We start from the raw sequence: 25,688 nt of genomic DNA on the forward strand, positions 1-25,688 counted from the left end.
CGTTCTTTCTTCCGCGCTACTTCGTTATCTATGGAATTGGCATCCACGAGGGTTCGCAAAGCCGAACGGCAACGTTATAGCCAATGTTTCGAGTTTGAAACGTCACGATATTTCAAGGAGTCCGACGTAATATTTACGTCACCCGATTAATCAACCCCCGTACGAGCTATCGGGATTGAGTACGGCAAGACAGGTGCTGCCAGCAGTCTGCGGCACACCCTGAGTATTCAAGGCGGAAAATTAGTTTCAGACCGTATTTCAGTCCAGTTTTCAAAATTTGATTATCTATCGGTTGACGTGGCACATTTGTGAAATCTAAAATCGGCCCGCTATACAGTCAGTCGAGACCGTTTCGTTGAAAACGCGGGTTATCAGCCGCAATGCACAAGAATATGGAAACCGCATGAATCCGACCGAACTGGCCCGGATGATCCGGGGAGGCCTGATCCAGCAGGACCGCCTGATCAAGGCAGATATTCCATCTTTACCGAATAATGCGCTTGTGCCGCGCCGAGCGGTAACTTGTTCCGAACTCGGCCGCGATTTCAGCGTCACGCTTGATATGGTGTCCACAGCGGGCGATATCGAGTTGAAGACGCTGATTGCGCAGCAAATGACGCTGTGGATCCAACAGGCGGATAAATCCTGTCTCCCGGTCAACGGCTATATTCACACCGCGCGCCGGCTGGGTGCAGATGGCAGCTTTTCTGGCTATCAGCTGACATTCGCCTCATGGATGCACTTCCTCAAGTTCCGCCGCGATATGCGGTACTGGCAGGACAGGAGCGCGGACGCCATCATCACGGATGTATTCAACGCACATCCGCAGGCTCAGGGGCAGTTTCAGTTTGTCTTGCGCAAGCCGTTGCCCCAGCGGTCGTATTGCCGCCAGAGCGAGACCGACTGGAATTTTGTACAGCGGCTGATGGAGGAGGAAGGCCTGTTTGGCTTCTGGCGTTACGGCCAGGACGGCAAGTCGCACACGCTGGTCGTGACCGACGACATCCATTCGCTCGATGAAGTGTCGACGAATCCGCTCAGCTTCTACCGGTCCGGCACGGGCAGCGAAACGGATGCGTTCACGCAATGGTCGGGTTCACGGACCCTGCAGAGCACTACCTACACGACGCGCACGTTCGACTACAAGGCGCCATCGTCGGCAGTCAGCCCCAAAGGGACATCGCTGCCGACGATGTCCGGCCAGGGAAATTTGCCGGAGCAGGCAGAGGTCTACGAATATACCGGCGCGTACACGTACCTCGACCCGTCCCGCGGCGAGCAGCTTTCGAAGGTTCATCTTGAAGAGTGGGAATCCCGCGCCAAGCGGTTCTACGCGGTGGGCGGCGTTCGGGGAATTGACGCGGGGCGACGCTTCGAGCTGAGCGGTCATCCGGAGCATGACCGCGATGCGTCCAGCCAGCGGGAGTTTGCGGCGATCAAGGTGCGCCGTTATATCGAAAACAACCTACCGCTGTCGGACCAGGAAGCGAGCTTCCCGCACAGCCTGCAGAACGAACTGGCGCAGGCAAAGGCCGGGCATACGGAAGGAACGGTCACCCACGAAGACGGTTCGGCGGGCTTTTATCTGGTTGAAGTCGAAGCGCAGCGCGTGACGGTTCCGTACCGCAGCCCGTTCGAGCACAAGAAGCCGGAGATGCACCTGGAGACGGCCATCGTCGTAGGGCCGCAGGGCGAAGAGATATACACGGACGAACTGAACCGGGTGAAGGTCATGTTCACCTGGGATCGGCAGAACGCGGGGGATGAGGGCGCTTCGTGCTGGGTAAGAGTTGCGCAGTCGGACACGGGGGGCGGATACGGGAGCGTCCACGTTCCGCGAGTGGGCGAGGAAGTGCTGATCGGCTATATGGGCGGCGACTGTGATCGGCCTATCGTCCTGTATCGCGTCTACAACGGAGAGGTCCAGCCGCAGTGGCACAGCAACGGCATCCTGTCGGGATACCGGTCGAAGGAGTACTCGGGTTCCGGCTATAACGAAATGGTGCTGGACGACGCCACCGGACAGAACCGCATGCGGCTGATGAGCAGCACCGGGAACAGCGTGCTGCACCTGGGTTACCTGGTCGACCAGAGCGGCAACACGCGCGGCGCCTACCTGGGTTCAGGGTTCGATCTGGGGACCGCTTCGTATGGCGCGGTCAGTGCTGCGCAGGGACTTTACGTCGCGACGTATCCGAAGCAGGCGGGCAGCCAGCAGCTCGACGTTCGCGAAGCGCAGCAGCAGCTCGTCAGTGCCGAGAGCACGATCCAAGGGCTGTCGCAGGCGAGCCAGCAACATCAGGCGGAGAGTCTCGATGCCGGTCACGACGCATTGAAGACTTTCACCGATGCGACGCAGAACAGTGTGCAGGGCTCGCAGTCGGGGGGCAGGACGGGGGGCGGCGGCACGGGCAGTGCGAACGCATTCAAGGCTCCGGTCATGCTGTTCGCGAGCCCATCCGGTATGGCGTTGTCGACGCCGCAGTCGGTACATGTGTCGAGCGACCAGCAGATCAATCTCGTCAGCGGCCAGAGCACGTTCATCGCAAGCGGAAAGTCGCTGGTGGCGAGCGTGGCGGAGAAGATCAGCCTGTTCGTGCAGAACGCGGGGATGAAGCTGTTTGCGGCGCAGGGGAAGGTGGCGGTTCAGGCCCATTCGGACAACATCGAACTGACCGCGCAGAAGACGGTGAAGGTGCTGTCGGCTACGGAGAATATCGAAGCGGCTGCGAAGCAGGAAATCCTGCTGACTTCGGGAGGCGCGTATATCCGGCTCAAGAGCGGCAATATCGAGATTCATGCGCCGGGAAAAATCGATATCAAGGGCGCCTCGCATGCATTCAGTGGTCCGACGCAGCTCGACTATCCGCTGTCGCCGTCGCCAACGTCCCGCGACCCCGACGCGTTGCAATATCTGTATCACGACGACACGCCCGTGCAGGGCGCCAAGTTCACCATCCACTACGACAGCGGTGCCACGTTCTCCGGCACCGTCGACGGCCAGGGCATGGCCGACCTGACGAACGCACCGAAAGGATCGGGACGCATCGAATTGGGCGAAGACAGCCGAGCCTACGAAATCAAGGCCACCGAGAAAAATCCCGGCTACAAGGCCGATTGGAGCGATTCCGACATGCAGCAGTCCCTGGACAGGATGCAGGGGGGGCAGTCATGAGCGACAGCAGGATCAGCCAGGCTGCGTCCGAGGTCGGCGACTATCTATGGCGCGGAGCCACTGCGGTCGGCAATACCGTTGTCGGCGCCGTAGCCGGAGAATTCTCGCAAAAGCGCAACAGCGGTGCCATCGTCATTGATGCTGTTGTCAGCATGTTCCCGGTAGCGGGCGAAGTCACCGCCGCGCGCGATGCGATCGCTATCACCATTCGCATGTGTGATGATCCGAAGGATCGGGAGGACACGTGGGAATGGGTCGCGCTGGTGCTCTGTCTGCTGGCCGTCGTTCCAGTGGCCGGTGGCCTGCTCAAGGGTGTGGGCAAGCTGCTGATGCGCGCGGTCGAGAAATCCGAGGACCTGGCCAAGCTGTGCAGGGAAATCCTGGCAATCGTCCGCAAGGCCGGCTTGGGCGATGCGGTGCAGTGGTTCAGAAAGCTGGACTTCACTCAATATCAAGACGTGGTAGTCAAAGCATTTGGAACGATGCTGGATCGCATCGGCAAGGCGCTGAATTTCATTCTGAACAAGCTCGGCTCCGTCATCCCTGCGCAAGTGCAGAGCTACATCCGGAAGCTATTGCCCAACCTCGAAGAACTGCGCAAGCTGGGGGACACCAAGATCGCGCAGGGCATCAAAGATTTGATGCGGTTGCTGGAGCGGGTTCGAAGCCATCTGGTGGAGGGCACCTGGGCGGATGTGTCGGTGGGAGGCGGCACCACCCGGACGATGACGGAGGAGGCACGTCTGGCTCATCTGGCCGAAGATACAAAGAGCCTCGGACATAAGCCGATGACCGCCAGGGACTATGTGCCCAAAGATGGGTGGCCGGACCTTTTGGCATTCAAAGTCAGTGAGGCCATCGGAACCTTTAGCGTAAAGGCGCCACTCGAAGCAATAACGCGGACGCCAGGCGAGACAATGATTCGTGTGGTCGATAGCCGGTACCTCGATAAGCCACGGACGATTCCCGGTAAATTCTGGGCTGATAGCCTGGCCCCTAACGGAACCGTTTGGCGCACGCAGAGCGCAATCAAGCACGCCTGGAGCATGAACGGCAGTTATGCCGAAATGCAAGTGCCTACACGCGAGGCGATGGAAGCTCTTGGCATTTCAGTGCCCGCCGGCTGGGATGGAATGCGCTTGTGGAAAGGCAGAATTGCCGAGCAGTTGGACAACGAAGAACCCGGTGCCACCATGCGCTTGCTGGTGGGCGGCGATGTCCAGTTTTTCGTGGACTTTAGCCACCCATTCAACGCTCCCGTAAAAGAGTGGATACAAAAGCAGATCAAAGCGCAGCCGACGCATTGGACCGATGTGAGGCTACCGGATCAGGCCGAGGCACGCGCTCTATTTCTGGAGGAGCGCGAACGATCGGCCAAGATCAGGCAGGAAGGCTACGTGCGGCGAGCAGGAGCCGACGTTGGCAAACAATCGACGGACGAACAGAACCCATGATGCTGAATACTCTGACCATGACCCCGGCGCAGGAGCAGGATGCGCGGGCCAAGGCGTTCTATCTGCTCAAAAAGTGGACTAGCGTGACGTTTCTCGGCCACGCGGTTGGGCTGTACCGGGATTTTCTCGGCGCATACGCAAAACAATTGGACACACCGAGTCCCAATCAGAAGGAACTCGAGATCGCGTATGTCAGCAACTTCCTCGATGCATTGGTGCAAATGGATGAGGGCATTGAGACATTGCGCAAAGGTTCGGACAAGCGATCGGCCTACGACGCACTTGTTACAGGTAGTGAGCGAGGTAGCGAGCTTCTCTTTGGCAGAAGCGCACACGAAATCGGCAGAACCTACGATCCGTTCTTTCAAGCGCTCGGAGTAAGAGATACGAACTACACGGATTCCGTATATGCCACCGGATTTGCGGAAGGGGTGTGGATCGAGGAGTTGAGCTGTTTGGCGCTTAAGTGCACAGCCGGGTTGAATTTTATGGGGTTGCTCACATACGGACAGCGTGACGATGGGGGTCCCCGTGTCTTCGAGCACTGGACCTATGAATCTTTGTTCCAGGATGCGCGATATCCGGCGTGGAGGCCTTGGCCGCCCGGTCGCAGTTATCCTTCGGAACTCCCCCCGTGTCCGCCCAAAAACCAGTCCAGCGAGGGTGAGATCCACAGCGATCAGGAGATTCCTGTCGAAGGAATCTGGGAGCCGTGGTTTCCGATCGGCAAGGTTGGTTGCCCGAATTACTTCCTCAAAGGCAGCGTCGCCCACAGATATCTGCTGGAGGGCACCAATGATGAACATGCGGTGCGCTGGCGGCTGCTGTGGGAAGACAAACGTTACCAGGATGGTAGCGTGCCCGCGGAGGAAGAGACCTACTTCCCCAAGCCCATCGCGCAACCCAGGCTGCGTGCTTTGCCAGGCGAGCCTTGCCCGCGCGCCGGCTACTGGCAAAACCCGGCGATGAAAAGTCAGGTGTACGTCAAGGCCGGAGAACCCATGCCGGGCCCCCCGCACACTTCATGGGGAATGGTCATCTGGCATTATTGCGATCCGCAGCCGGACAACTGAGTTTTTCCAAAAATCCGCGAGAGGCGAATGGGACTCCGGGTCAACCTGCCCACCGCCTCAATCGAGCCTGAACTGCCCCACCGCCGCCGCGAGATTCGTCGCCTGGCCGCGCAGCGCCGCGGCCGCCGCCGTCGATTCCTCGACGAGCGCCGCGTTCTGCTGAACCATTTCGTCGAGCTGGCTCACGGCGCGGTTCACTTCCTGAATGCCGCGCGTCTGCTCGCTCGCCGCATTCGTGACCTCGGAAATGATGGTCGTGACGTTCCCCACGTTCTGCACGATTTCGTCCATCGTCTCGCCCGCGCGGCGCACCTGCTGCGAGCCCGACGTGACGCTCGCCACCGTCGACTCGATCAGGTCCTTGATCTCCCGCGCCGCCTGCGCGCTGCGCTGCGCGAGGCTGCGCACCTCGCCCGCCACCACCGCGAAGCCGCGGCCCTGCTCGCCCGCGCGCGCCGCTTCCACAGCCGCGTTCAGCGCGAGAATGTTGGTCTGAAAAGCGATACCGTCGATCACGCCGATGATGTCCGCAATCTTCACCGAGGCCTCTTCGATCGACCCCATCGTGCGCACCACGTCGTTGATGACGGCGCCGCCGCGCGAGGCCACCTGCGAGGCGGAGGCCGCCGTCACGTCGGCCTGCTGCGCCGCGTTCGCCGACTGCGCGACCGTCGCCGTGATCTGCTCCATCGAGGCCGCCGTCTGCTGCAGGCTCGCCGCCGCCGATTCGGTGCGGCCCGACAGGTCGACGTTGCCGGCGGCGATCTCGTCGCTCGCGGTGCGCACCGATTCGCTGGTATCGCGGATATGGCGCATCACGTCGCGCAGCTTGTCCATGAAGGCATTGAACGAGCGCGCGATCTGCGCGACTTCGTCGGCGCCCTCGGCCGGCAGACGCTGCGTGAGGTCGCCCTCACCCGCGCTGATGGCGTCCATGGCGTTGCGCACCTTCGAAAGCCGCTGGAACGACACGGCCGTCGCCGCCGCCATGATCAGTGCCGCCGCCACCGCGATCACCACGAGCGCGATCAGCGAGGCGGTCAGCAGCGAGCGCATGCCCGCCGTCGCATCCGTGCGGTCGAGCGCCACGACCACGTGCCAGTCCGTGCCCGCGATCGGCTCGGCACGCATCAGCTTGATGCTGCCGCCCACGTCCACGGGCACCGGGTCCGTCGAGGCGAACAGGGCGTTAAGGCGGTCGCCGGCCAGGTCGGGCGCCAGTTCCGAAACGGGCTTGAGCGTGAGCTTCGCGTCGGGATGCGCGACGATCTGGCCGCTGCTGTCCACCAGCATGCCGAAGCTCGCGGGCGTCGGCTGGATCGAGCGGACGTTGGCGATCACGCTGTCCATCGAGACATCGCCTGAAACCACGGCTTTCACCGCGCCGTCACGGATGACGGGCGTCGCGAACGCCACCACGAGCTTGCCGCTGCCGGCGTCCACGTAAGGCGGCGTCACCACGCCCTTGCCCGCCGCGACCGCCTGCTTGTACCAGGGGCGGCCGGTGGGATCGTAGTCGGGCGGGATGCCGGTGGGATCGGAGAATTTTGCGGTCTTGTCCGCGTAGCCGACGTAGACGTTGGTGAAGCCGCCCGCCGCCGCGACCTGCTTGAGCGCCGGCACCGGATCCGCCGGATCGATCACCGTGTCCTGCAGCGAGTTGATCATCTGCGCGTGCGCGGCGATCCAGTCGTTGATGCCGGCAGCGTGGCTGTTCTCGACGGCCGTGAGCGTGCTGTTCACCGACTCCGTGTTGTGCGAGTTGGCGACGAAATAATCGAGCGCCGCGTTGGCGCCAAGCGCCGCGACGACGATGACGACTGCGAGCGCGACGATGCGCGCGCGAATGGTGGAGAACATGGAGAGCGTCGGGTGCGGGGAATGAAACGGTTGGCCGGCAAACACGATTGGGGACTTCACCGGCGTTTACGGCGGCCGCGACGCGGGACTTGAGCCCCATCAATTGGGGCTTGATCGTGCAGGGCTGTGCCTGGCCGCGTTACTGCCCGGCTTCGGCGGCCGGTTTCTTCTTGTCGCCGATGCGGCTTTCCTTGCCCGCCATCAGCTTCGAGATATTCGAGCGGTGGCGCCAGAACAGCAGCACGCTCATCGCGAGAACGGCAAGCGCGATGACGTGCGGGCCGAACAGAAAGACGTAAAAGAGCGGCGCGAACACGGCGGCGGCGAGCGCCGCCAGCGACGAGTAGCGGGTGAAGAACGCGACGATGAGCCAGGTGAGCAGCGTGGCGAGCCCCAGCACCGGATGGATCGCGAGCAGGACGCCCGCGGCCGTCGCCACGCCCTTGCCGCCCTGGAAGCGGAAGAACACGGGATACAGGTGGCCGAGGAACACGGCGATCGCGGCAAGCGCGATCGCCTCGTCGCCAAGCCCGAAGTGCGGGCCGAAATGCGCGGCGAGCCACACGGCCAGCCAGCCCTTGAACGCGTCGCCGATCAGCGTGAGGATCGCGGCCTTCTTGTTGCCGCTGCGCAGGACATTGGTCGCGCCGGGATTGCCAGAACCGTAGGAGCGCGGGTCGTCGAGCCCCATCGCGGCGCTCACGATCACGGCGAACGATACCGAGCCGATCAGATAGGCGAGAACGGCGACGATCAGGTTGTACATGCGCGAAACCCGGTAATTGGTGAAGGAGGCGCGCGGCGCGGCCGTCGAGGCCGGGCGGGGGCGCGCGAAGGCGCCCATTCTACCGAAGCGCGGGCGCCGGGTGAGCGCGAATCAGGGAACGTACGGAGGCGCGGCCTGCGCCGGCCGTCACTCCACGCTTGCGCACTGCACCGGCTTCGCGCCCAGCAGGGAGACCAGCGCCGCCGGCGCGAGGCTCACCAGGTAGCCGCGCCGGCCGCCGTTGAGCCAGATCTCGTCGAGTTCGAGCACCGTCGATTCGACGTAGACCGGCATGGTCTTCTTCGTGCCGAACGGCGACGTGCCGCCGACGAGATAGCCCGAATGGCGGTTCGCGACCTCGGGTTTGCAGGGCTCGATGCGCTTCGCGCCGATCTGGCGCGCGAGGTTCTTCGTGGAGACCTTGCGGTCGCCGTGCATCAGCACGATCAGCGGCTTCGCGTGCTCATCTTCCATCACGAGCGTCTTCACGACGCGATGCTCGTCCACACCGAGCTGACGCGCGGATTCTTCGGTGCCGCCGTGCTCGACATACTCGTAGGGATGCTCGCCGAACGCGATGCCCGCGCGGCGCAGCATCTGCGTGGCGGGCGTTTCGGAGACGTGTTTCGATTTGCTCATGGATCGCCCCTACCCTCGCGGATGATGCTTCGCGTGCAGCAGCCTGAGGCGTTCGCGCGCGACGTGGGTGTAGATCTGCGTCGTGGAGATGTCGCTGTGGCCGAGCAGCAGCTGCACCACGCGCAAGTCGGCGCCGTGATTGAGCAGGTGCGTTGCGAACGCGTGCCGCAGCGTGTGCGGCGAAAGCGGCGCGTGCACGTCGGCCGCCGCCGCATGGCGCTTGATGATGTGCCAGAACTGCTGGCGCGTCATGCCCTCCGCGCGCGCCGTGACGAACAGCGCGTCGGTCGTGCGCGGGCCGAGCAGCGCGGGCCGCGACTCGCGCAGATAACGCTCGATCCAGGCGTGCGCCTCCTCGCCGAACGGAATCAGCCGCTCCTTCGCACCCTTGCCCAGCACGCGCACGACGCCCTCGTTCAGCCCCACCTCGACGGTCTTGAGCGTCACGAGCTCGGTCACGCGCAGGCCGCTCGCATACATCAGCTCGAGCATCGTGCGATCGCGCAGGCCGAGCGACGTGCTCACGTCGGGCGCGCCGAGAAGCGCCTCCACCTGCGCCTCGGTGAGCGTCGTGGGAAAGCGCGGCGGCTGCTTCGCCGAGCGCACGCGCACGGTCGGATCGGTCGCCACGCGCCGCTCGCGCAACGCCCAGCCGTAATAACGGCGAAACACCGAAAGACGCCGGTTCGCCGAGGTCGACTTGTCCGCCTTGCGGCTCGCGCTGTAGGCGAAGAGATCGCCCTCGTGCGTCGTGTCGAGCGTCCCCGCGCGCGCGCTCGCGAGCCACGTCGAAAAGAGCTTCAGATCGCGGCGGTAAGCGTCGAGGGTGTTGCGCGAGAGGCCGTGTTCGAGCCACATCGCGTCGCAGAAGGTGTCGATGGCGAGCAGACTCTGCGCCAGCGCCGACGCGGCTTCGGGAGGCAAGGCTTCGGCATCGTCGAAAGCAGCAGCCGTGCTGCCACCGTCGTTGGCCTCGCGCGCGGCGAGCGCATCGTCGGCTGCGGGCGTGGCGGGCGCCATGGGCTCCATGGGCGTCATGGCGTTCGTCATCGGAAGGCCAGGCCCTCATGGGCGAGCAGCCAGCGCTTCACGTCGCGGAAGAAGCCCTCGCCGCCGTGATGCGCGAAGCCCCCGATTCCGCTTGCCGAAACCACGCGATGGCACGGGATCACGAGCGGAAAGGGATTCGAGCCGCACGCCTGGCCCACCGCGCGCGCCGAGTCGCTGCCAATGCGCCTCGCGAGCTCGCCGTAGGTCAGCACGCCGCCCGCGACGATGGCGCTGATGCCGTGCCAGACGCGCTGCTGGAACGGCGTGCCGCGCGCGGCGAGCGGCAGGTCGAAGCCCGCCGACGCGTCGTCGAAATAGCGCGCGATCTGCTCGGCCGCACGCGCCGCGAGCACGCAGTCCGGCTCGATGCTGGCCGTCGCTCCATTCAGATAGACGATCTCGCGCACGGCCTCGCCGCCGGTGCGAATGCCGACCTTGCCGAACGGCGCGTCGATCACTGCATTGAACATGATTGCCTCCGTCTGCGCGGCGGGTGCATTCGCCGCCGTGCTTGCCTTCGAGTTTGCTGCCGGATTCCGCACTTTACGCCGCTTCGAGCGCCCAGCGCACGTGTTCCCGAACGAGCTCCGACCCATCGTCCTCGCGCGCGCGCAACCCCGCGACGATCGCCGCGCGGGCACCCTCCTCCAGCGCGGGACGCGCGCGCAGCGCATTGCCCATCGCCACCGCGATGTTGCGCGACCACCGCTCGTAGCCAATGCGGCGGATCGCGCTGCCCTGCATGCGCTCGTCGAAATCTTTCGCACTCCAGCCGAACAGCTCGACGAGCGTTGCGCGATCGAGCCCGTGGCGCACGTCGAAATCGGCGACGGGCGCCGCCTGCGCGAACTTGTTCCAGGGGCACACGAGCTGACAGTCGTCGCAGCCGTACACGCGATTGCCGATCAGCTCGCGCATCTCGAGCGGAATGCTGCCCTTCAGCTCGATCGTCAGATACGAGATGCAGCGCCGCGCATCCACGCGATACGGCCCGGTGATCGCGCCGGTCGGGCACGCGCCGATGCAGCGCGTGCAGCTGCCGCAGTGGGCGCCGGCCGTTTCGGGCACCTGGGCGGCCGCGGGCCCTGCCGCGGGGGAACTTGCGGTTTCGGCATCCGTCGGCAACGGCAGGTCGACGTAGATCTCGCCGAGGAAGAAGAGCGATCCGGCGTCGCGCTGAAGCAGCAGCGTATGCTTGCCGCGCCAGCCAATGCCGGCCTTTTGCGCGAGCTCCACTTCGAGCACCGGCGCCGAGTCGGTGAACACGCGATGACCGAACGCGCCGATCTCGGCTTCGATGCGATCCGCGAGCTGCTGCAGGCGCGCGCGCAACACCTTGTGATAATCGCGGCCGCGCGCGTAGATCGACACGACCGCCGCCTGCGGATCCGCGAGACGCGCGTGCTCGCGCCCGCGCCATCCGCCCCGCACGTACTCGCGCGGCGCCTCCTGCGAGCGCGCGGCGGGCTCGTCGCGCGCCGCGTCTTGCAAAGCACTTTCGGCTGTCTTTCCCGCCCCATTCGATGCGGCCGGCGCGAGCGTCGCGCCCGGCAGATAGGCCATGCGCACGGAAATCACGCGTCGCGTACCGGCCACAAGCTCTGCGGGCCGCGCACGTTTCATATCATGTTTGGCCATATAATCCATCTCGCCGTGGCAGCCGGCTTCGAGCCATGCGGCGAGGCCCGCTTCGGCATGCGAGAGGTCGGTATCGCTGATGCCGATCGCACCGAACCCCAGTTCGCGTCCCCATGTCCGGATGCGCGCCGCGAGGGCGGCAAGCGCCGGCGCATCGAGCGATGGCCCCGACGGCGCGCGAGGCGCGGCCGGTTCGCACGACGTTGCGGCGGCACGCATCGCAGAGGGCTCAAGACCCTCCACGTCCGTCGTGGCGAACGCGAGGCTTGAAGAGGAAGGCGAGGGACTGCGGTTCATTACGTCATTTTACGAGTTAATGCCCCTGAAGCCCGACATGCCCGGCCCTGATCACGCGCTGCACACGCCGCAAGCACCGGCCCCGGTCCTGCTCGAACGGCGCATCGACCTGCCGGACGAAGCCGCCACCGATGCATTCGGCGCGCGCTTCGCTCATGCGCTCGAAGCGCAGCGTGCCGAAGCCGCCAAGGCTGAGGCAAGCACGCGCTTCGAAGGGCTGCAGGTCCAGCTGCTGGGCGACCTGGGCGCGGGCAAGACCTCGCTCGTGCGCGCCACGCTGCGCGCGCTGGGTCACGCGGGCCGCGTGCGCAGCCCCACCTATACGCTCGTCGAACCGTACACGGTCGCGACGCCGAACGGGGAACTCCCGCTCTATCACTTCGATCTGTACCGTTTCAGCGATCCGGCTGAATGGGCCGACGCCGGCTTTCGCGAATATTTCGCAGCCGGCGCGGTGTGTCTCGTCGAGTGGCCGCAACGCGCGCAAGGCCTGCTCGGCGTACCGGATCTCGTGTTTTCGCTGGAACCCGGAGAACAAGGCGAAGGCCGCGTGCTGACCGCCTACGCATACAGCGCATCAGGAAAGGCATGTCTAGAAAGATGTTGATCAAACCGTTCCGCTCGATCGAATCCGCGGCCACCGCCACGCACAACTGGCGGCGCCGGCAGATCCTGAAGGCGGGCGCGTCCACGCTCGTGCTCGGCCTCTCCGTGGCCGCGCCGCGGCTGGCGTGGGCGACCTCGGTGCTTGGCGTGCGCGTGTGGCCCGCGCGCGACTACACGCGCGTCACGATCGAATCGGACCAGCCGCTCGCCACCTCGCAGCAAATGCTGCAAAGCCCGGACCGGCTCGTCGTCGATATCAGCGGCCTCGACCTCGACGACGCCCTGAAGAACCTCGTCTCCAAGATCACGCCGAACGATCCGCAGATCCAGGCGGTGCGCGTGGGGCAATACCAGCCGCACGTCGTGCGCATGGTGTTCGACCTCAAGGGCTCGGTGAAGCCGCAGGTGTTTACGCTGGAGCCGGTGGGCTCCTACCGGTACCGGCTCGTGTTCGACCTCTACCCGGCCGTCGCGCCCGATCCGATGATGGATCTGCTCGCGCAGAGCGACAAAAAACAGGAGCAGCTCGACGCGCGCGAGGCGATGCGCCACGACGTTCCGCCCTCGACGCTCGCGGGCCCGGCGGCTCCGCCGGCCTCACCGGGCGCCCAATCCGGCGACAGCAGCGACGCGTTCTTCCAGCACTACGCGCAGAACGACGCGGCCGATGCGGGAAATGCGCCGCCCGCGCGCCCCGCCGTGCCGCGCCCGGCGCCGCCGGTGCCGCCCGCCGTCATCGTGCAGCGCGGGCCCAAACCCGCACCGGGCACCGCTGCGCTCGCGCAAAACGACGGCGACAGCAGCAACGGCGACGACTACGGCTTCGTCACGCCGAAGTCGGGCAAGGGCGGCACGATACGCCTGCTCACGGTCGCCGTCGACCCGGGCCACGGCGGCGAAGATCCGGGCGCCATCGGCAGCGCGGGCACCTACGAAAAGCACATCGCGCTCGACATCGCGAAGAAGCTGCGCGCGAAGATCGACGCCCAGCCCAACATGCGCGCGATGATGACGCGCGACGCCGACTTCTTCGTGCCGCTGAACGTGCGCGTGCAAAAGGCGCGGCGCGTGGGCGCGGACCTCTTCGTCTCGGTCCACGCCGATGCCTTCACGACGCCGCTCGCGCGCGGCTCGTCGGTGTTCGCGCTCTCGGAGCACGGCGCCTCGAGCGCCGCGGCGCGCTGGATGGCGAACAAGGAGAACTCGTCGGACCAGATCGGCGGCATCAACGTGCAGACCGCCGACGCCGCGGTGAATCGCGCGCTCTTCGACATGTCCACCACGGCGCAGATTCGCGACTCGATGCGTTACGGCGGCTTCGTGCTCGACGAGATCGGCGACATCAACAAGCTGCACAAGGGCTCGGTCGAGCAGGCGGGCTTCGCGGTGCTCAAGGCGCCCGACATCCCGTCGATCCTGGTCGAGACCGCGTTCATCAGCAACCCGGAAGAAGAGGTCAAGCTCAACGACGACGCCTACCGCGACAAGATGGCGGACGCCATTCTCAAGGGCATCAAGCGCTACTTCGCGGCGAATCCGCCGCTCGCAAAGAACCGCATGACCTGAGGCGCGTAAGGCCTGTGCCGCCGCCCCGTCGTCACGCCGCGCAGCCTCATGGGCGCGCGGCGTTTTCTTTTGCGGGCGCGCGCCGGCGCGAGAGGCGAGACTAGCGCGCCGTGGCGAGCCGCTGCCGCACCCAGCCCCCGAACACGTTGACGACGAGCCCGCCCATGACCAGCGCGGCGCCGCCGATCTGCGCGACGGTCAGATGCTCGTCGAGCAGCACCGAGGCCGAGGCGAGCCCGACGATCGGCACGAGCAGCGAGAACGGCGCCACCTGGCTTGCGGGATATTTCGAGAGCAGGCGGCTCCAGAGGCTATAGCCGAGCAGCGTCGCGACGAACGAGAGATACACGATCGCGAGCACCGAAGACACGCCGATCCCTTCGAGCGCGCCCACGATACGCTGCGGCCCTTCGAAGCCGTACGACAACACGAGGAACGGCAGCGGCGGAATCAGGCTCGCCCAGACGACAAGCCCGACCAGATCGATCTTGCCCACTTTCTTCGTGACGATGTTGCCGAGCGCCCACATCACGGCCGCACAGAGCGTGAGCAGGAAGCCGGCGAGCGTCATCGCCTGCGCGCCCCCGCCCGCGCCCGACTGCAGCCCGATCAGCGCGAGGCCGCCCGCCGCGATCAGCAGGCCGATCACATTCTGCGCATGAAAGCGTTCGCTCAGGAAGAACGCCGCAAAGCCGAGCGTGAAGAACGCCTGCGCCTGCAGCACGACGGAGGCGAGCCCGGCGGGCATCCCCACGTACATGGCGGAGAACAGGAATGCGAACTGCCCGAACGAGATCGTCAGGCCGTAGGCGAAAAGCCACTTCCAGGGCAGGTTCGGCCGCTTCACGAACAGCACCGCCGGAAACGCCGCCAGCAGGAAGCGCAGCGCGCCCAGCAGCATCGGCGGCACGCCGTGCAGGCCCACCTTGATCACCACGAAATTCACGCCCCACGCCAGCACCACCACCAGCGCGAACAGCAGATCCTTCGGCGACATCGCCTCCTCCGCTTCGTTCTTGTCGAACTGGCGAGTGTACCGTGCCGCCCTCGCGGCCGCTCGGCATGGCCCGACAGCGGGCGTTAGAATGAGCGCCTGCTCGCGCGCGACGTCAACAAAGAACCGAGGCGCCGCGCGCCGGCCGCCGTATCCAATCACGTCGAGCCGCATACAGCCGCATTCAGGTTTAGCGTGCCCATACCGATCCATCAAGGAAGCGCCATGTCCTCATCGATCAAAGCGGTCCTCAAGCCCCATACGCGCGACATCGGCAATCTGCTCGTGCGGCGCGTGCTGCCCGCGCTCGCCGCGCGTCTCGTCGGACCCTTCATCTTCTTCGACCATATGGGCCCGGCCACGCTCGAACCGGGCGCGGGCGTCGACGTGCGCCCGCACCCGCACATCGGCCTCGCCACCGTCACCTACCTGTTCGACGGGGCGCTCATGCACCGCGACAGCATCGGCTCGAGCCAGAAGATCGTCCCCGGCGACGTCAACTGGATGACCGCGGGCCGCGGCATCGTCCACTCGGAGCGCACGCCCGACGAAGATCGCGCGCGAAGCATGACCATGCACGGCATCCAGACCTGGGTGGCGCTGCCGCTCGATCACGAGGACACCGAGCCGTCGTTCTTCCATCACGCCGCCGATACATTGCCCGAGATCGAGCGCAACGGCGTCGCGCTGCGCGTGATCGCGGGCACGGCGTTCGGCGCGACCTCGCCCGTCGAGACCTTCTCGGGCACCCTCTACGTGGCGGGCGACTTTGCGCCGGGCGGCGCGATCGCGCTCGACGCGGAGCACGAGGAACGCGGCGTGTATCTCGTGGAAGGCGATCTGTCGATCGACGGCACGCCGCTCGAAGCCGCCACGATGGCCGTGCTCGTGCCGGGCGAGACGGTCACGCTCGCGAGCACCGGCGGGGCACGCGTGATGCTGCTGGGCGGCGAGAAGCTGGAGGGCGAGCGCTTCATCGAATGGAACTTCGTGGCCAGCTCGCGCGAGAAGATCGAGGCCGCCAGGGCCGCGTGGACGCGCCAGGAAATGGGGCATGTCCCCGGCGAAACCGAATGGATTCCGTTGCCGGAAAAGAAGCCGCATTGAGCCGGCGCTGGATGGCCAGCAAACCGCAGGCAAGCACGAGCAAACCGCGGCGATTGAATCCGCCGCGTATCGTCCCCATCTCAGCGCATGACTGCTCGAACCCAATTGAGCAAACCCAACGAGGACGCAATGGATACCACCCTGGCCACTTTTGAAAAGGACGTGATCGAGGCATCGGCGCTCACGCCCGTGCTGATCGACTTCTGGGCGCCGTGGTGCGGCCCGTGCAAAACGCTCGGCCCGATGCTCGAAAAGCTCGAAGCCGAATACGGCGGCAAGTGGAAGCTCGCGAAGGTCAACGTCGACGAAAACCAGGAGCTTGCCGCGCATTTCCAGGTGCGCAGCATTCCTCACGTCGTCGCGTTCGCGGACGGCCGGCCCGTCGACCAGTTCATCGGCGTGCTGCCCGAAGGGCAGTTGCGCCAGTTCATCGACGGCCTGATCCCCGACCCCGCCGCCACCGAGCGCCGCACCGCCCAGGAAGCGCTGGCCGAAGGCCGCCGCGAAGAGGCCTACGACGCGCTGCAAGCCGCGCTGGCCTACGACCCGGGCTTCGACGACGCGCGCATGGACCTGATCGAGCTGCTGCTGGCCGATAACCGCGCCGACGAAGCTCACAAGGAAGCGGAACTGCTCTCGCCGAAAACGACGCAAGGCATCGATCCGCGCTACAACGCGATCAAGACGCGCCTCGACGCGCTCGACGCCGCCGCCGACCTGCCGCCCACCGATGCGCTCGAAGCGCAGGTGAGCGCCCATCCGGAGGATCTGGAGGCGCGCTTCGATCTCGCCAACGCGCTGATCGCGCGGCGCAAGTACGCCGGCGCGTTCGAGCAGCTGCTCGAGATCGTCAGGCGCGACCGCACGTTCCGCGACGACATCGGCCGCAAGACCATGCTCTCGGTGTTCGATCTCGCGGCACACCAGCCGCAGCTCGTGAGCGAGTGGCGGCGCAAGCTGAGCGCCATGCTCAACTGAATCGACCAAGGCGCGCGGCAACCGCCGCGTGGACGCAAAAAACGCACGGCATTGACACCGCCGTGCGTTTTCTTTTGTTGCGCCGAAAGGCGCCAGCCGCGCCGAAGCCGCTTAGCGCGCGACAGCCCCATGCGCAATCGCGCGCAGCACATGCGCGGCCGCCGCGAAACCGAAGCTTGCCGTCACGCAGACGCTCGACCCAAAGCCCGCGCAGTTGAGCCCGACCGGAGCGTGATGGCCCGGCGACGTGGTGAGATGCTCCGCCTCGGGGTCCACGTCGCACACCGCGGCCTCGGGATAGATGAGCGGCTCGTCCGAGTACACGGCGCTCACCTTGAACTTCGCCTTCGGTCCGCGCGGAAAGCCGTGGTGCTTGCGCAACTGGCCGCGCACCTTGGAGAGCAGCGGGTCCTGGATCGTCAGCGCGAGATCGTCGATGCGGATGCGCGTAGGGTCGAGCTGCCCGCCCGCGCCGCCCACCGTGATGAGCGGCTGCCGGCGCTCCACGCACCAGGCGATCAGCGCCGTTTTCGTGCGCACGCTGTCGATGGCGTCGATCACGTAGTCGAAGCCACCGCCGAGCAGCGCGTCGAAGTTCGACGGCTCGACGAAATCTTCCACCAACCGCACGTCGCAGGCCGGGTCGATCAGCCGGATGCGCTCCGCCATGGCCTCGACCTTCGGCTTGCCGTAGTTGCCGTCGAGCGCATGGATCTGGCGGTTGGTATTGCTCTCGGCCACGTTGTCGAGATCGATCAGCGTGAGCTTGCCGATCGCGTTGCGCGCGAGCGCCTCCGCCACCCACGACCCCACGCCGCCAATGCCGATCACCACGACATGCGCGCGCTCGAACGCCGCGAGCGCCGGTGCGCCGTAAAGCCGCGCCACGCCGCCGAAGCGGCGGGCCCGGTCGGCTTCATCGGTCACGGGGGGCGCGGTAAGATCGGTTTGCGGCGAAATCGGGGTACTGGACATGGCGGCGGAGCTTCAGAAAGGCGCGAAAGCGAACCGGACGAGCGTATCGCCGATCCGCGCGAGACCCGTATTTTGCCTGATCGGACGAGATCGTTCCGCGGCCGCCGGCGGCCCGCATCGCAGGAAAGACGCCGGGTTGAGCGTGCGCGGCGATTTTCGTCCTTCGCTATACTTGTTGGTATTGAAGTGTCCGCATAAAACATGACAACCCTCGCAGACCTCCGCAAGAACTACTCGCTCGGCTCGCTCGATGCCGCCGACGTCGACCGCGATCCCATCCGCCAGTTCCAGGCCTGGTTCGCCCAGGCGCTCGACGCAAAGCTGCCCGAACCCAACGCGATGACCGTCGCCACCGTGGACGCCGCGGGCCGTCCGGCGGCGCGCATCCTGCTCATCAAGGGCGTCGACGAGCGCGGCTTCGTCTTCTTCACGAACTACGAAAGCCGCAAGGGCCGCGAGCTCGCGGCCAACCCGCATGCGAGCCTGCTCTTTCACTGGATCGAACTGGAGCGCCAGGTGCGCGTCGAGGGCACGGTCGAGAAAACCAGCGCCGAGGAAAGCGACGGCTACTTCCATTCGCGCCCGCTCGGCTCGCGCATCGGCGCCTGGGCTTCCGAACAGAGCACCGTGATCGGCAGCCGCGCGGAACTCGAGGCGCGCGAGCGCGAAATCAGCGCGCAGTACGGCGAGAACCCGCCGCGCCCGCCGCACTGGGGCGGCTACCGCCTCGTGCCGGACGCGATCGAGTTCTGGCAGGGCCGTCCGTCGCGCCTGCACGACCGCATCCGCTATACGCGCGACGGCGCCGGCTGGCGCATCGAGCGTCTCGCGCCGTAGGCCGACGCCAGCGCCGCCCGGCCATGCGCGTCCAAGCCGCCCGCAGTCCGCAGCGGTCGAGGTTTGCCGGCAGTTCACTCGCAGTTCGTTTGAGTCATTCGTTTTGCACTTTTGTCTTGGGGCTTCATCGTTATCAGACCGCCACAAACCCGCATGGGACCGGAGTAAAGCGCTAAAGCGCCAACACCGGATCGACACGGAGAAAAACGCATGTTCTGGGAGAAAAAACTCGCACAGTGGGTAGACGAGGTGCGCAACCAGGCCAACCTGCCGGCGCGCCTCGTGCTCTGGAGCGGCCAGCAGTACGACTTCGGCCACTTCGCCGCGCCGCAGGTCACGCTGAAGGTGAACAGCGCGTCCGCGCTGCCGCTACTGCTCGAACCGAGCCTCGACAATCTCGGCGAGGCCTACGTGAAGGGCAAGATCGACATCGAGGGCAAGCTCGCCGACATCATCAACATCGGCTACTCGCTTGCCCGCAGCACGGTCACGAGCGCCGGCAAGCTCGCACGCGTGCGGCGCTACTTCACGCACTCGAAAACCACCGACAAGAAAGCGATCCAGTATCACTACGACGTCTCGAACGAGTTCTACCAGCTCTGGCTCGACGAGAACATGGTCTATTCCTGCGCCTACTTCGAGAACGGCGACGAAGACCTCGCCACCGCGCAGTTGAAGAAGATCGACCACATCCTCACCAAGATCCAGCTGCAGCCGGGCCAGCGCCTGCTCGACATCGGCTGCGGCTGGGGCGCGCTCGTGCTGCGCGCGGCGCAGAAGTTCGGCGCGCGCTGCGTGGGCGTCACGCTCTCGCAGAACCAGTTCGACCTCGCGACGGCGCGCGTGAAAGCCGCCGGGCTCGAGGACCGCATCGAAATCCGCCTGCAGGACTATCGCGAGATCGACGGCCAGTTCGACCGCATCACGAGCGTCGGCATGTTCGAGCACGTCGGGCGCAAGAATCTGCCGGGCTATTTCCGCAAGGTGCACGACCTGCTCGTGGACGACGGCGTCGCCATGAACCACGGCATCACCTCGTCGGACGCCGACTCGGGCGAGACGGCGCTGGGCGGCGGCGAGTTCATCGACCGCTATGTGTTCCCGGACGGCGAGCTGCCGCATATCGGCCTCGCGCTCGAAGCGGCGCAGCGCGGCGGGCTGGAGGCGGTTGACGTGGAGAGCCTGCGCCGTCACTATGCGCACACGCTCGACATCTGGTCCGAGAACTTCGAGGCGCGCGCGCAAGAGGCGAAAAAGCTCGTCGACGACGAGAAATTCCGCATCTGGCGCGTGTATCTCGCGGGCTGCGCTTACGCGTTCGAACACGACGACGTCTCGATCTTCCAGATCGTCTGCCGCAAGGCCGGCCGCAGCGCGACCACGCTGCCCTGGTCGCGCCGCTATATGTACGAAAAGCCGCTGTGACGGGAATCGCGGCGCGGCGCCGGTAACGGTGCCGCGACCGCTGCGCGCGCGGCCTGCCCGATCGAAACCGCACGACCGCACACGCATGAACGACCGCCACGCCCCGGATGCCGGGGATTCCACCGACGCGCGCAACGAGCCGCACGCTGCCGATACGCGAACCGACACGCAGGCCGACCTGTTCGGCTTCGTCGCGCCGGAGCCACCCGTAAAGCCCGCCGCGACCAGAACGCCACGCGCGAAACAAGAGGGCGCTCCGGTAGACACCGCCGCCGAACCCGCTCCCGCGACGGGCGAGCTGGCCGGCTTCGAAGCTCCTCCCGCGGCTCCCGCTCCGAAACGCCGCGCGCGCGGCGTGCTGCCGATGGCGGCCGACGAAGCCACGCTCGACCTTGGCGCCCACTTGCCGCCGCAGGTGCGGCTCGGCACGTCGTCGTGGTCGTTTCCGGGCTGGCGCGGCATCGTCTACGGCGACGACTACAGCAACAGCAAGCTCGCGCGCGACGGTCTCTCGGCCTATGGCGCCCATCCGCTGCTGCGGTCGGTGAGCATCGACCGGTCGTTCTACGCGCCGCTCTCCGTCGCCGATTACCTGCGCTACGCGCAGCAGGTGCCCGACCACTTCCGCTTCATCGTGAAGGCGCCCGCCTCGATCACCGACGCCAGCGTGCGCGGCGAACGCGGCGAGCCGATTGCGGCCAACCCCTGCTTCCTGAACGCGCAACTGGCCGCGAGCGAGTTCGTCGATCCCTGCCTCGCGGGTCTCGGCCAGAAGGCCGGCGCGCTCGTGTTCCAGTTTCCGCCGCTGCCCGATCAGCTGCTCGCCGATCCGGCCGTATTCGTCGAGCGGCTGCACGCGTTCCTCACGGCGCTGCCTCCGCTGCCGGCCACGGCCGACGGCCCCTGCTACGCGGTCGAGATCCGCGATGCGATCCTGCTCACGCCGCGCTTCGTGCGCATGTTGCGCGCGGTGGGTGTGCGCTATTGCGTGGGACTGCACGCGCGCATGCCCGACCCGCTGCGCCAGGCCGCGGCGCTCGCGCTGATGGACGGTGAAACGCCCGCCGGACCGCTGATCGTGCGCTGGAGCCTGCATGGCGGTTTTCGCTACGAACAGGCGAAGGCGCGCTACGAACCGTTCGACAAGCTTGTCGACGAAGACCCGCACACCCGCGACGCGCTCGCCGAACTGGCCGCGCGCTACGCGCTGGCCGGCCAGCCCGTGCTGATCACGACGAACAACAAGGCGGAAGGATCGGCGCCGCTCTCGTGCGCGAAGCTCGCGCGCGCGATCGCGGACGCATTCCTGCGGCTGAAGGGCGAGGCGGCGCCGGAAGACGGCGCCGAAGCACTCACTCCGCCTTGAGCCGGTGCGCGAACTTCTGCCGGAACTTCGCCACCTTCGGCGCGACGACGAACGCGCAATAGCCCTGATTCGGATGCTGCGCGAAGTAGTTCTGGTGGTAGGCCTCGGCGGGATAGTAATTGCCGTCGAGCGGTAGCACCTGGGTGACGATCTGGCCATCGTAGACGCCCTCGGCGGCCAGCTCGCGAATGGCCTGCAGCGCCGTTTCGCGCTGCGCCTCGGAGTGCGTGAAGATCACCGAGCGGTATTGCGTGCCCACGTCGTTGCCCTGGCGGTTCAGCTGAGTCGGGTCGTGGATCGCGAAGAAAATGTCCAGGATCTCGCGATAGCCGATCTTCGCCGGATCGAACGTCACGTCGACGACCTCGGCATGCCCCGTGTCGCCGTCGCAAACCTGCTCGTAGCTCGGGTTCGCGACCTGGCCGCCCGCATAGCCCGACTCGACCGACACCACGCCCTCCACGCGCAGATACACCGCTTCGAGGCACCAGAAACACCCGCCGCCCAAGATGGCGACTTCGACTGTCTGACTCATGCTGCTCACTCCTTGAACTTGACCCGAGGCCGGCAACTTGCCGCCGCCAGCAACCTTGAACGCGATACGTGTAAGCCCGACTGGCGCCCGGCGCATCCGTTAAAATTGTGACAATACGCCGGTTTTCCAGATGACACCGAACCCAACACCCACTTTCCTCGCACCTCGCCGGCTCCTGCCAGGCGGGGCCTCCCGCCGATGACGCGCCGCGCCACCCCGCCCAATTTCGACGCCGCCGCCTTCCGCCAGGCCCTCGGCCAGTTCGCGACCGGCGTCACCGTTATCACGACGCGCGCGCCGGACGGCAAGCTGATCGGCATCACCGCCAGCTCGTTCAACTCCGTCTCGCTGAGCCCGCCGCTCGTGTTGTGGAGCCTCGCCACGCGCTCGGCCTCGATGCCCGTGTTCCGCACGAACAGCCACTACGTCGTGAACGTGCTCGCGGCCTCGCAGCTCGACCTGTGCAAACGCTTCGCCACCGTGAAGGGCGATCGCTTCGAGGGCGTCTCGCACGCAGCCGGAAACACGGGCATGCCCGTGCTGGACGGCGCGATCGCCTGGTTCGAGTGCCACAACCGCAGCCGCTACGACGAGGGCGACCATGTCATCTTCGTCGGCGAAGTGGAGCGCTGCGGCGTGCGCGAAGACCTGGCCGGCGCCGCGCCGCTCGTCTTCCATGCCGGCGCCTTCCACCAGTTGCAATCGCTCTGAGGCCGGGCAGCGCTCCCGTCACGCCACGACGCTTCTGGCTTCCCTCTGCTGGATCAGATCGACGGGAACGCCCGCCTCGATCTTGAGCGTCGTGAGCACGATGTTCGAGCGGATGTCCATCACGCCCGGTGCCTTGTAGAGCTTGTTCAGCACGAAATCCGAATAGTGCTTGAGGTTGTGCGCGAGCACGCGCAGCAGATAGTGCGTCTCGCCCGTCACGACATACGCGCCCACCACTTCCGGCCAGTCGCGCAGCGCCGCCACGAAACGCTCGTGCCAGCTTTCCTGGTCATTGCGCATCGACACCTGCACGAACGCCTCCATTTCGAACCCCAGCAGTTCGCGGTTCAGGCACGCGCGATACCGATCCACCACCCCCTGCTCTTCCAGCAGCCGCAGCCGGCGCAGACACGCCGAAGGCGAAAGCGAAATGCGCTCCGCCAGATCGAGGTTGCTGATCCGCCCCTCGTTTTGCAGCACGGCGAGAATACGGCAATCGGTGGCGTCCAGCGAGATTGCATTCATATTTGGTCTCCATTCCCGTCCTGTCGTAAATTATGTGCCAGGAACCCCGGTCCGCGGCGTTTTTTTCGCAAGCACATTTCACTCTAGCTTGCCTATCATTCGAAGCACAAGCAGCGAATGCGGATCAAAAACATGAACGACCTCTGGGACATTTCCCCACCCATCCATCCCGCAACGCCCGTCTGGCCAGGAGACACGCCGGTCGGGGTCGAACGTATATGGCGCATGGAAGCCGGCTCGCCCGTGAACGTGGCGCGCGTGACGCTCTCGCCGCACACGGGCGCGCACACCGACGCCCCGCTGCACTACGACGAGCACGGCGCGCCGATCGGCGCCGTGCCGCTCGACGCCTATCTCGGCCCATGCCGCGTGATTCACTGCCTCGGCGCGGCGCCGCTCGTGCGGCCCGAGCACGTGGCGCATGCGCTCGACGGCGTGCCGCCGCGCGTCCTGCTGCGCACCTACCGCCAGGCACCCGTGGGGCGGTGGGACAGCACATTCTGTGCCGTTGCGCCGGAAACGATCGACCTGTTCGCCGCGCGTGGCGTGCGCCTGATCGGCATCGACACGCCCTCGCTCGACCCGCAGGAGTCGAAAACGATGGACGCGCATCACCGCATACGCGCACACCGCATGGCGATCCTCGAAGGCATCGTGCTCGACGCTGTCGTGCCCGGCGACTACGAACTGATCGCGCTGCCGCTCAAGTTCGCGACGCTCGACGCGAGCCCCGTGCGGGCCGTGCTGCGCGCGCTGCCGCGCACGGCCTGAGCGCCCGAGCGCCCGCCCGAGGACACGACACCCAGCTTCCAACCGGATACCGAAACACAGCCACTACCACCCATGACCTCCATGAACGACCGTAACGACGCCCTGGCCGCCGACCGCGCCGACCCGCTCGCCGCGCTGCGCGACCAGTTCGCGCTCGCCCCCGACACCATTTACCTCGACGGCAACTCGCTCGGCGTGCCGCCGCGCGCCGCCGCTGCGCGCGCGCAAGCCGTGATCGGCGGCGAATGGGGCGACGGCCTGATCCGCAGCTGGAACACCGCGGGCTGGTTCGCGCTGCCGCGCCGCCTCGGCAACAAGCTCGCCCCGCTGATCGGCGCGGCCGAGGACGAAGTGGTCGTCACCGACACGATTTCGGTGAACCTGTTCAAGGCGCTTTCGGCGGCGCTGCGGCTGCAGAACGAACGCGATCCGAAGCGCCGCGTGATCGTTTCCGAGCGCTCGAATTTCCCGACCGATCTCTACATCGCGCAGGGCCTGATCGAGCAGCTCGACCGCGGCTACGAGCTGCGCCTCGTGGACGATCCGGCCGAACTCCCCGCCGCGCTCACCGACGACGTGGCCATCGCGATGATCACGCACGTGAACTACCGCACGGGCTACATGCACGACATGCGCGCGCTCACGGAACTGATCCACGCGCGCGGCGCGCTGGCACTGTGGGATCTGGCGCACTCGGCCGGCGCCGTCCCCGTGGACCTGAACGGCGTGAACGCCGACTATGCGGTGGGCTGCACGTACAAATACCTCAACGGCGGTCCCGGCTCGCCCGCCTTCATCTGGGTGCCCAAGCATCATCAAAATGCGTTCTCGCAGCCGCTCTCGGGCTGGTGGGGCCACAAGAAGCCGTTCGAGATGAGCCCGGACTATCGGCCTGACGACGGCATCGGCCGCTTCCTGTGCGGCACGCAGCCGATCGTTTCGATGGCGCTCGTCGAAAACGGACTCGACGTGTTCTTGCAAACCGACATGCAGGCTATCCGCCGCAAGTCGCTCGCGCTCACCGACCTCTTCATCGAACTGGTCGAGGCGCGCTGCGCCGGCCTCGATCTCACGCTCGTCACGCCGCGCGAGCATGCGCAACGCGGCTCGCACGTGAGCTTCGAGCATCCGCATGGCTATGAGGTGATGCAGGCGCTGATCGCGCGCGGCGTGATCGGCGACTATCGCGAGCCGCGCGTGCTGCGCTTCGGCTTCACGCCGCTCTACGTGCGTTACGTGGATGTCTGGGACGCCGTCGAAACGCTGCGCGAGGTTCTCGCAGGCGAGCACTGGCGTGCGCCCGAATTCGCCGCACGCGGCACGGTGACCTGAGGAGACCG

23 protein-coding genes are annotated in these 25,688 nt (G+C 66.0%); 13 read left to right on the forward strand and 10 right to left on the reverse strand.

Features of this window, described 5'->3' with window-relative positions; genetic code table 11:
• Positions 1-403: 403 nt before the first annotated feature.
• From BAC01S_RS16420 to BAC01S_RS16430, 3 genes are read left to right on the forward strand one after another with little or no spacing between them, the layout of a single operon-like run.
• Entirely contained in the window at positions 404-3,175 is a 2,772-nt protein-coding gene (locus BAC01S_RS16420; RefSeq protein WP_027795747.1) for a type VI secretion system Vgr family protein, read from the forward strand.
• The gene (locus BAC01S_RS16425) at positions 3,172-4,629 is read left to right on the forward strand and encodes a hypothetical protein (protein ID WP_027795748.1); all 1,458 of its coding nucleotides are present in this window, start codon (positions 3,172-3,174) and stop codon (positions 4,627-4,629) included. The genes BAC01S_RS16420 and BAC01S_RS16425 overlap by 4 nt, the downstream gene beginning before the upstream one ends.
• A complete protein-coding gene (locus BAC01S_RS16430; RefSeq protein ID WP_027795749.1) occupies positions 4,626-5,702 on the forward strand; it encodes an Imm72 family immunity protein in 1,077 nt (358 codons plus the stop codon). The genes BAC01S_RS16425 and BAC01S_RS16430 overlap by 4 nt, the downstream gene beginning before the upstream one ends.
• Before the next feature lie 57 nt (positions 5,703-5,759).
• Here the strand turns inward: BAC01S_RS16430 and BAC01S_RS16435 are convergent, their stop codons facing one another.
• From BAC01S_RS16435 to queG, 6 genes are all read right to left on the reverse strand, one after another.
• A complete protein-coding gene (locus tag BAC01S_RS16435; RefSeq protein WP_027795750.1) occupies positions 5,760-7,562 on the reverse strand; it encodes a methyl-accepting chemotaxis protein in 1,803 nt (600 codons plus the stop codon).
• Between the two features lie 139 nt (positions 7,563-7,701).
• The gene (gene plsY, locus BAC01S_RS16440; protein WP_027795751.1) at positions 7,702-8,328 is read right to left on the reverse strand and encodes a glycerol-3-phosphate 1-O-acyltransferase PlsY; all 627 of its coding nucleotides are present in this window, start codon (positions 8,326-8,328) and stop codon (positions 7,702-7,704) included.
• Positions 8,329-8,475: 147 nt separating this feature from the next.
• Positions 8,476-8,967, reverse strand: coding sequence for a Cys-tRNA(Pro) deacylase (ybaK, locus tag BAC01S_RS16445; protein WP_027795752.1), 492 nt, complete (start codon positions 8,965-8,967; stop codon positions 8,476-8,478).
• Positions 8,968-8,976: 9 nt separating this feature from the next.
• Entirely contained in the window at positions 8,977-10,017 is a 1,041-nt protein-coding gene (xerD, locus tag BAC01S_RS16450) for a site-specific tyrosine recombinase XerD (protein WP_245616604.1), read from the reverse strand.
• Positions 10,014-10,487 (reverse strand): methylated-DNA--[protein]-cysteine S-methyltransferase, encoded by a 474-nt coding sequence (locus tag BAC01S_RS16455; protein ID WP_027795754.1) that lies wholly within the window; start codon positions 10,485-10,487, stop codon positions 10,014-10,016. Before BAC01S_RS16455 ends, xerD begins: the two co-directional genes overlap by 4 nt.
• Before the next feature lie 73 nt (positions 10,488-10,560).
• Positions 10,561-11,874 (reverse strand): tRNA epoxyqueuosine(34) reductase QueG, encoded by a 1,314-nt coding sequence (gene queG / locus BAC01S_RS16460; RefSeq protein WP_043202518.1) that lies wholly within the window; start codon positions 11,872-11,874, stop codon positions 10,561-10,563.
• 115 nt (positions 11,875-11,989) lie between these two features.
• Here queG and tsaE point away from each other — a divergent pair, with 115 nt between their 5' ends.
• Both tsaE and BAC01S_RS16470 read left to right on the forward strand, forming a co-directional pair.
• Complete coding sequence (gene tsaE / locus BAC01S_RS16465; RefSeq protein ID WP_027795756.1) at positions 11,990-12,559, forward strand: tRNA (adenosine(37)-N6)-threonylcarbamoyltransferase complex ATPase subunit type 1 TsaE; 570 nt, start codon at positions 11,990-11,992, stop codon at positions 12,557-12,559.
• Positions 12,541-14,124, forward strand: coding sequence for an N-acetylmuramoyl-L-alanine amidase (locus BAC01S_RS16470; RefSeq protein WP_062859421.1), 1,584 nt, complete (start codon positions 12,541-12,543; stop codon positions 14,122-14,124). The genes tsaE and BAC01S_RS16470 overlap by 19 nt, the downstream gene beginning before the upstream one ends.
• 100 nt (positions 14,125-14,224) lie before the next feature.
• On the opposite strand, the gene BAC01S_RS16475 is transcribed toward BAC01S_RS16470, so the two are convergent.
• A complete protein-coding gene (locus tag BAC01S_RS16475) occupies positions 14,225-15,121 on the reverse strand; it encodes an EamA family transporter (protein ID WP_027795758.1) in 897 nt (298 codons plus the stop codon).
• Positions 15,122-15,343: 222 nt separating this feature from the next.
• Between BAC01S_RS16475 and BAC01S_RS16480 the strand changes: the two genes are divergently transcribed.
• Together BAC01S_RS16480 and trxA are read left to right on the forward strand one after the other, a co-directional pair.
• Positions 15,344-16,225: a pirin family protein gene (locus BAC01S_RS16480; protein WP_027795759.1), complete on the forward strand. Its 882-nt coding sequence runs from the start codon at positions 15,344-15,346 to the stop codon at positions 16,223-16,225.
• A 129-nt stretch (positions 16,226-16,354) separates the two neighbouring features.
• Positions 16,355-17,203, forward strand: a complete 849-nt coding sequence (gene trxA, locus BAC01S_RS16485; protein ID WP_027795760.1) for a thioredoxin — start codon at positions 16,355-16,357, stop codon at positions 17,201-17,203.
• A gap of 111 nt (positions 17,204-17,314) precedes the next feature.
• Here trxA and BAC01S_RS16490 read toward each other — a convergent pair whose 3' ends face one another.
• Positions 17,315-18,178 (reverse strand): tRNA threonylcarbamoyladenosine dehydratase, encoded by an 864-nt coding sequence (locus BAC01S_RS16490; protein ID WP_027795761.1) that lies wholly within the window; start codon positions 18,176-18,178, stop codon positions 17,315-17,317.
• Positions 18,179-18,379: 201 nt separating this feature from the next.
• Here BAC01S_RS16490 and pdxH point away from each other — a divergent pair, with 201 nt between their 5' ends.
• The 3 genes from pdxH to BAC01S_RS16505 all read left to right on the forward strand — a co-directional run bounded on the left by pdxH (position 18,380) and on the right by BAC01S_RS16505 (position 21,806).
• Positions 18,380-19,015: a pyridoxamine 5'-phosphate oxidase gene (pdxH, locus tag BAC01S_RS16495; RefSeq protein WP_027795762.1), complete on the forward strand. Its 636-nt coding sequence runs from the start codon at positions 18,380-18,382 to the stop codon at positions 19,013-19,015.
• Between the two features lie 210 nt (positions 19,016-19,225).
• Positions 19,226-20,440, forward strand: a complete 1,215-nt coding sequence (locus BAC01S_RS16500) for an SAM-dependent methyltransferase (RefSeq protein WP_027795763.1) — start codon at positions 19,226-19,228, stop codon at positions 20,438-20,440.
• A gap of 85 nt (positions 20,441-20,525) precedes the next feature.
• The gene (locus BAC01S_RS16505; protein ID WP_027795764.1) at positions 20,526-21,806 is read left to right on the forward strand and encodes a DUF72 domain-containing protein; all 1,281 of its coding nucleotides are present in this window, start codon (positions 20,526-20,528) and stop codon (positions 21,804-21,806) included.
• Here the strand turns inward: BAC01S_RS16505 and msrA are convergent.
• The gene (msrA, locus tag BAC01S_RS16510) at positions 21,793-22,341 is read right to left on the reverse strand and encodes a peptide-methionine (S)-S-oxide reductase MsrA (protein ID WP_027795765.1); all 549 of its coding nucleotides are present in this window, start codon (positions 22,339-22,341) and stop codon (positions 21,793-21,795) included. The genes BAC01S_RS16505 and msrA overlap by 14 nt on opposite strands.
• A 198-nt stretch (positions 22,342-22,539) precedes the next feature.
• On the opposite strand from msrA, the gene BAC01S_RS16515 reads away from it, so the two are divergent.
• Positions 22,540-23,052, forward strand: a complete 513-nt coding sequence (locus BAC01S_RS16515) for a flavin reductase family protein (protein ID WP_027795766.1) — start codon at positions 22,540-22,542, stop codon at positions 23,050-23,052.
• 18 nt (positions 23,053-23,070) lie between these two features.
• Here the strand turns inward: BAC01S_RS16515 and BAC01S_RS16520 are convergent, their stop codons facing one another.
• Positions 23,071-23,577, reverse strand: a complete 507-nt coding sequence (locus BAC01S_RS16520; RefSeq protein ID WP_027795767.1) for an Lrp/AsnC family transcriptional regulator — start codon at positions 23,575-23,577, stop codon at positions 23,071-23,073.
• 132 nt (positions 23,578-23,709) lie between these two features.
• On the opposite strand from BAC01S_RS16520, the gene kynB reads away from it, so the two are divergent.
• Positions 23,710-24,348, forward strand: coding sequence for an arylformamidase (gene kynB / locus BAC01S_RS16525; RefSeq protein WP_027795768.1), 639 nt, complete (start codon positions 23,710-23,712; stop codon positions 24,346-24,348).
• Positions 24,349-24,429: 81 nt separating this feature from the next.
• Complete coding sequence (gene kynU / locus BAC01S_RS16530) at positions 24,430-25,680, forward strand: kynureninase (RefSeq protein ID WP_027795769.1); 1,251 nt, start codon at positions 24,430-24,432, stop codon at positions 25,678-25,680.
• Positions 25,681-25,688 lie beyond the last annotated feature (8 nt).

The sequence above is a fragment of the Paraburkholderia acidipaludis NBRC 101816 genome, assembly GCF_000684975.1.
In the GTDB taxonomy this organism is placed as follows: Bacteria; Pseudomonadota; Gammaproteobacteria; order Burkholderiales; family Burkholderiaceae; genus Paraburkholderia; species Paraburkholderia acidipaludis.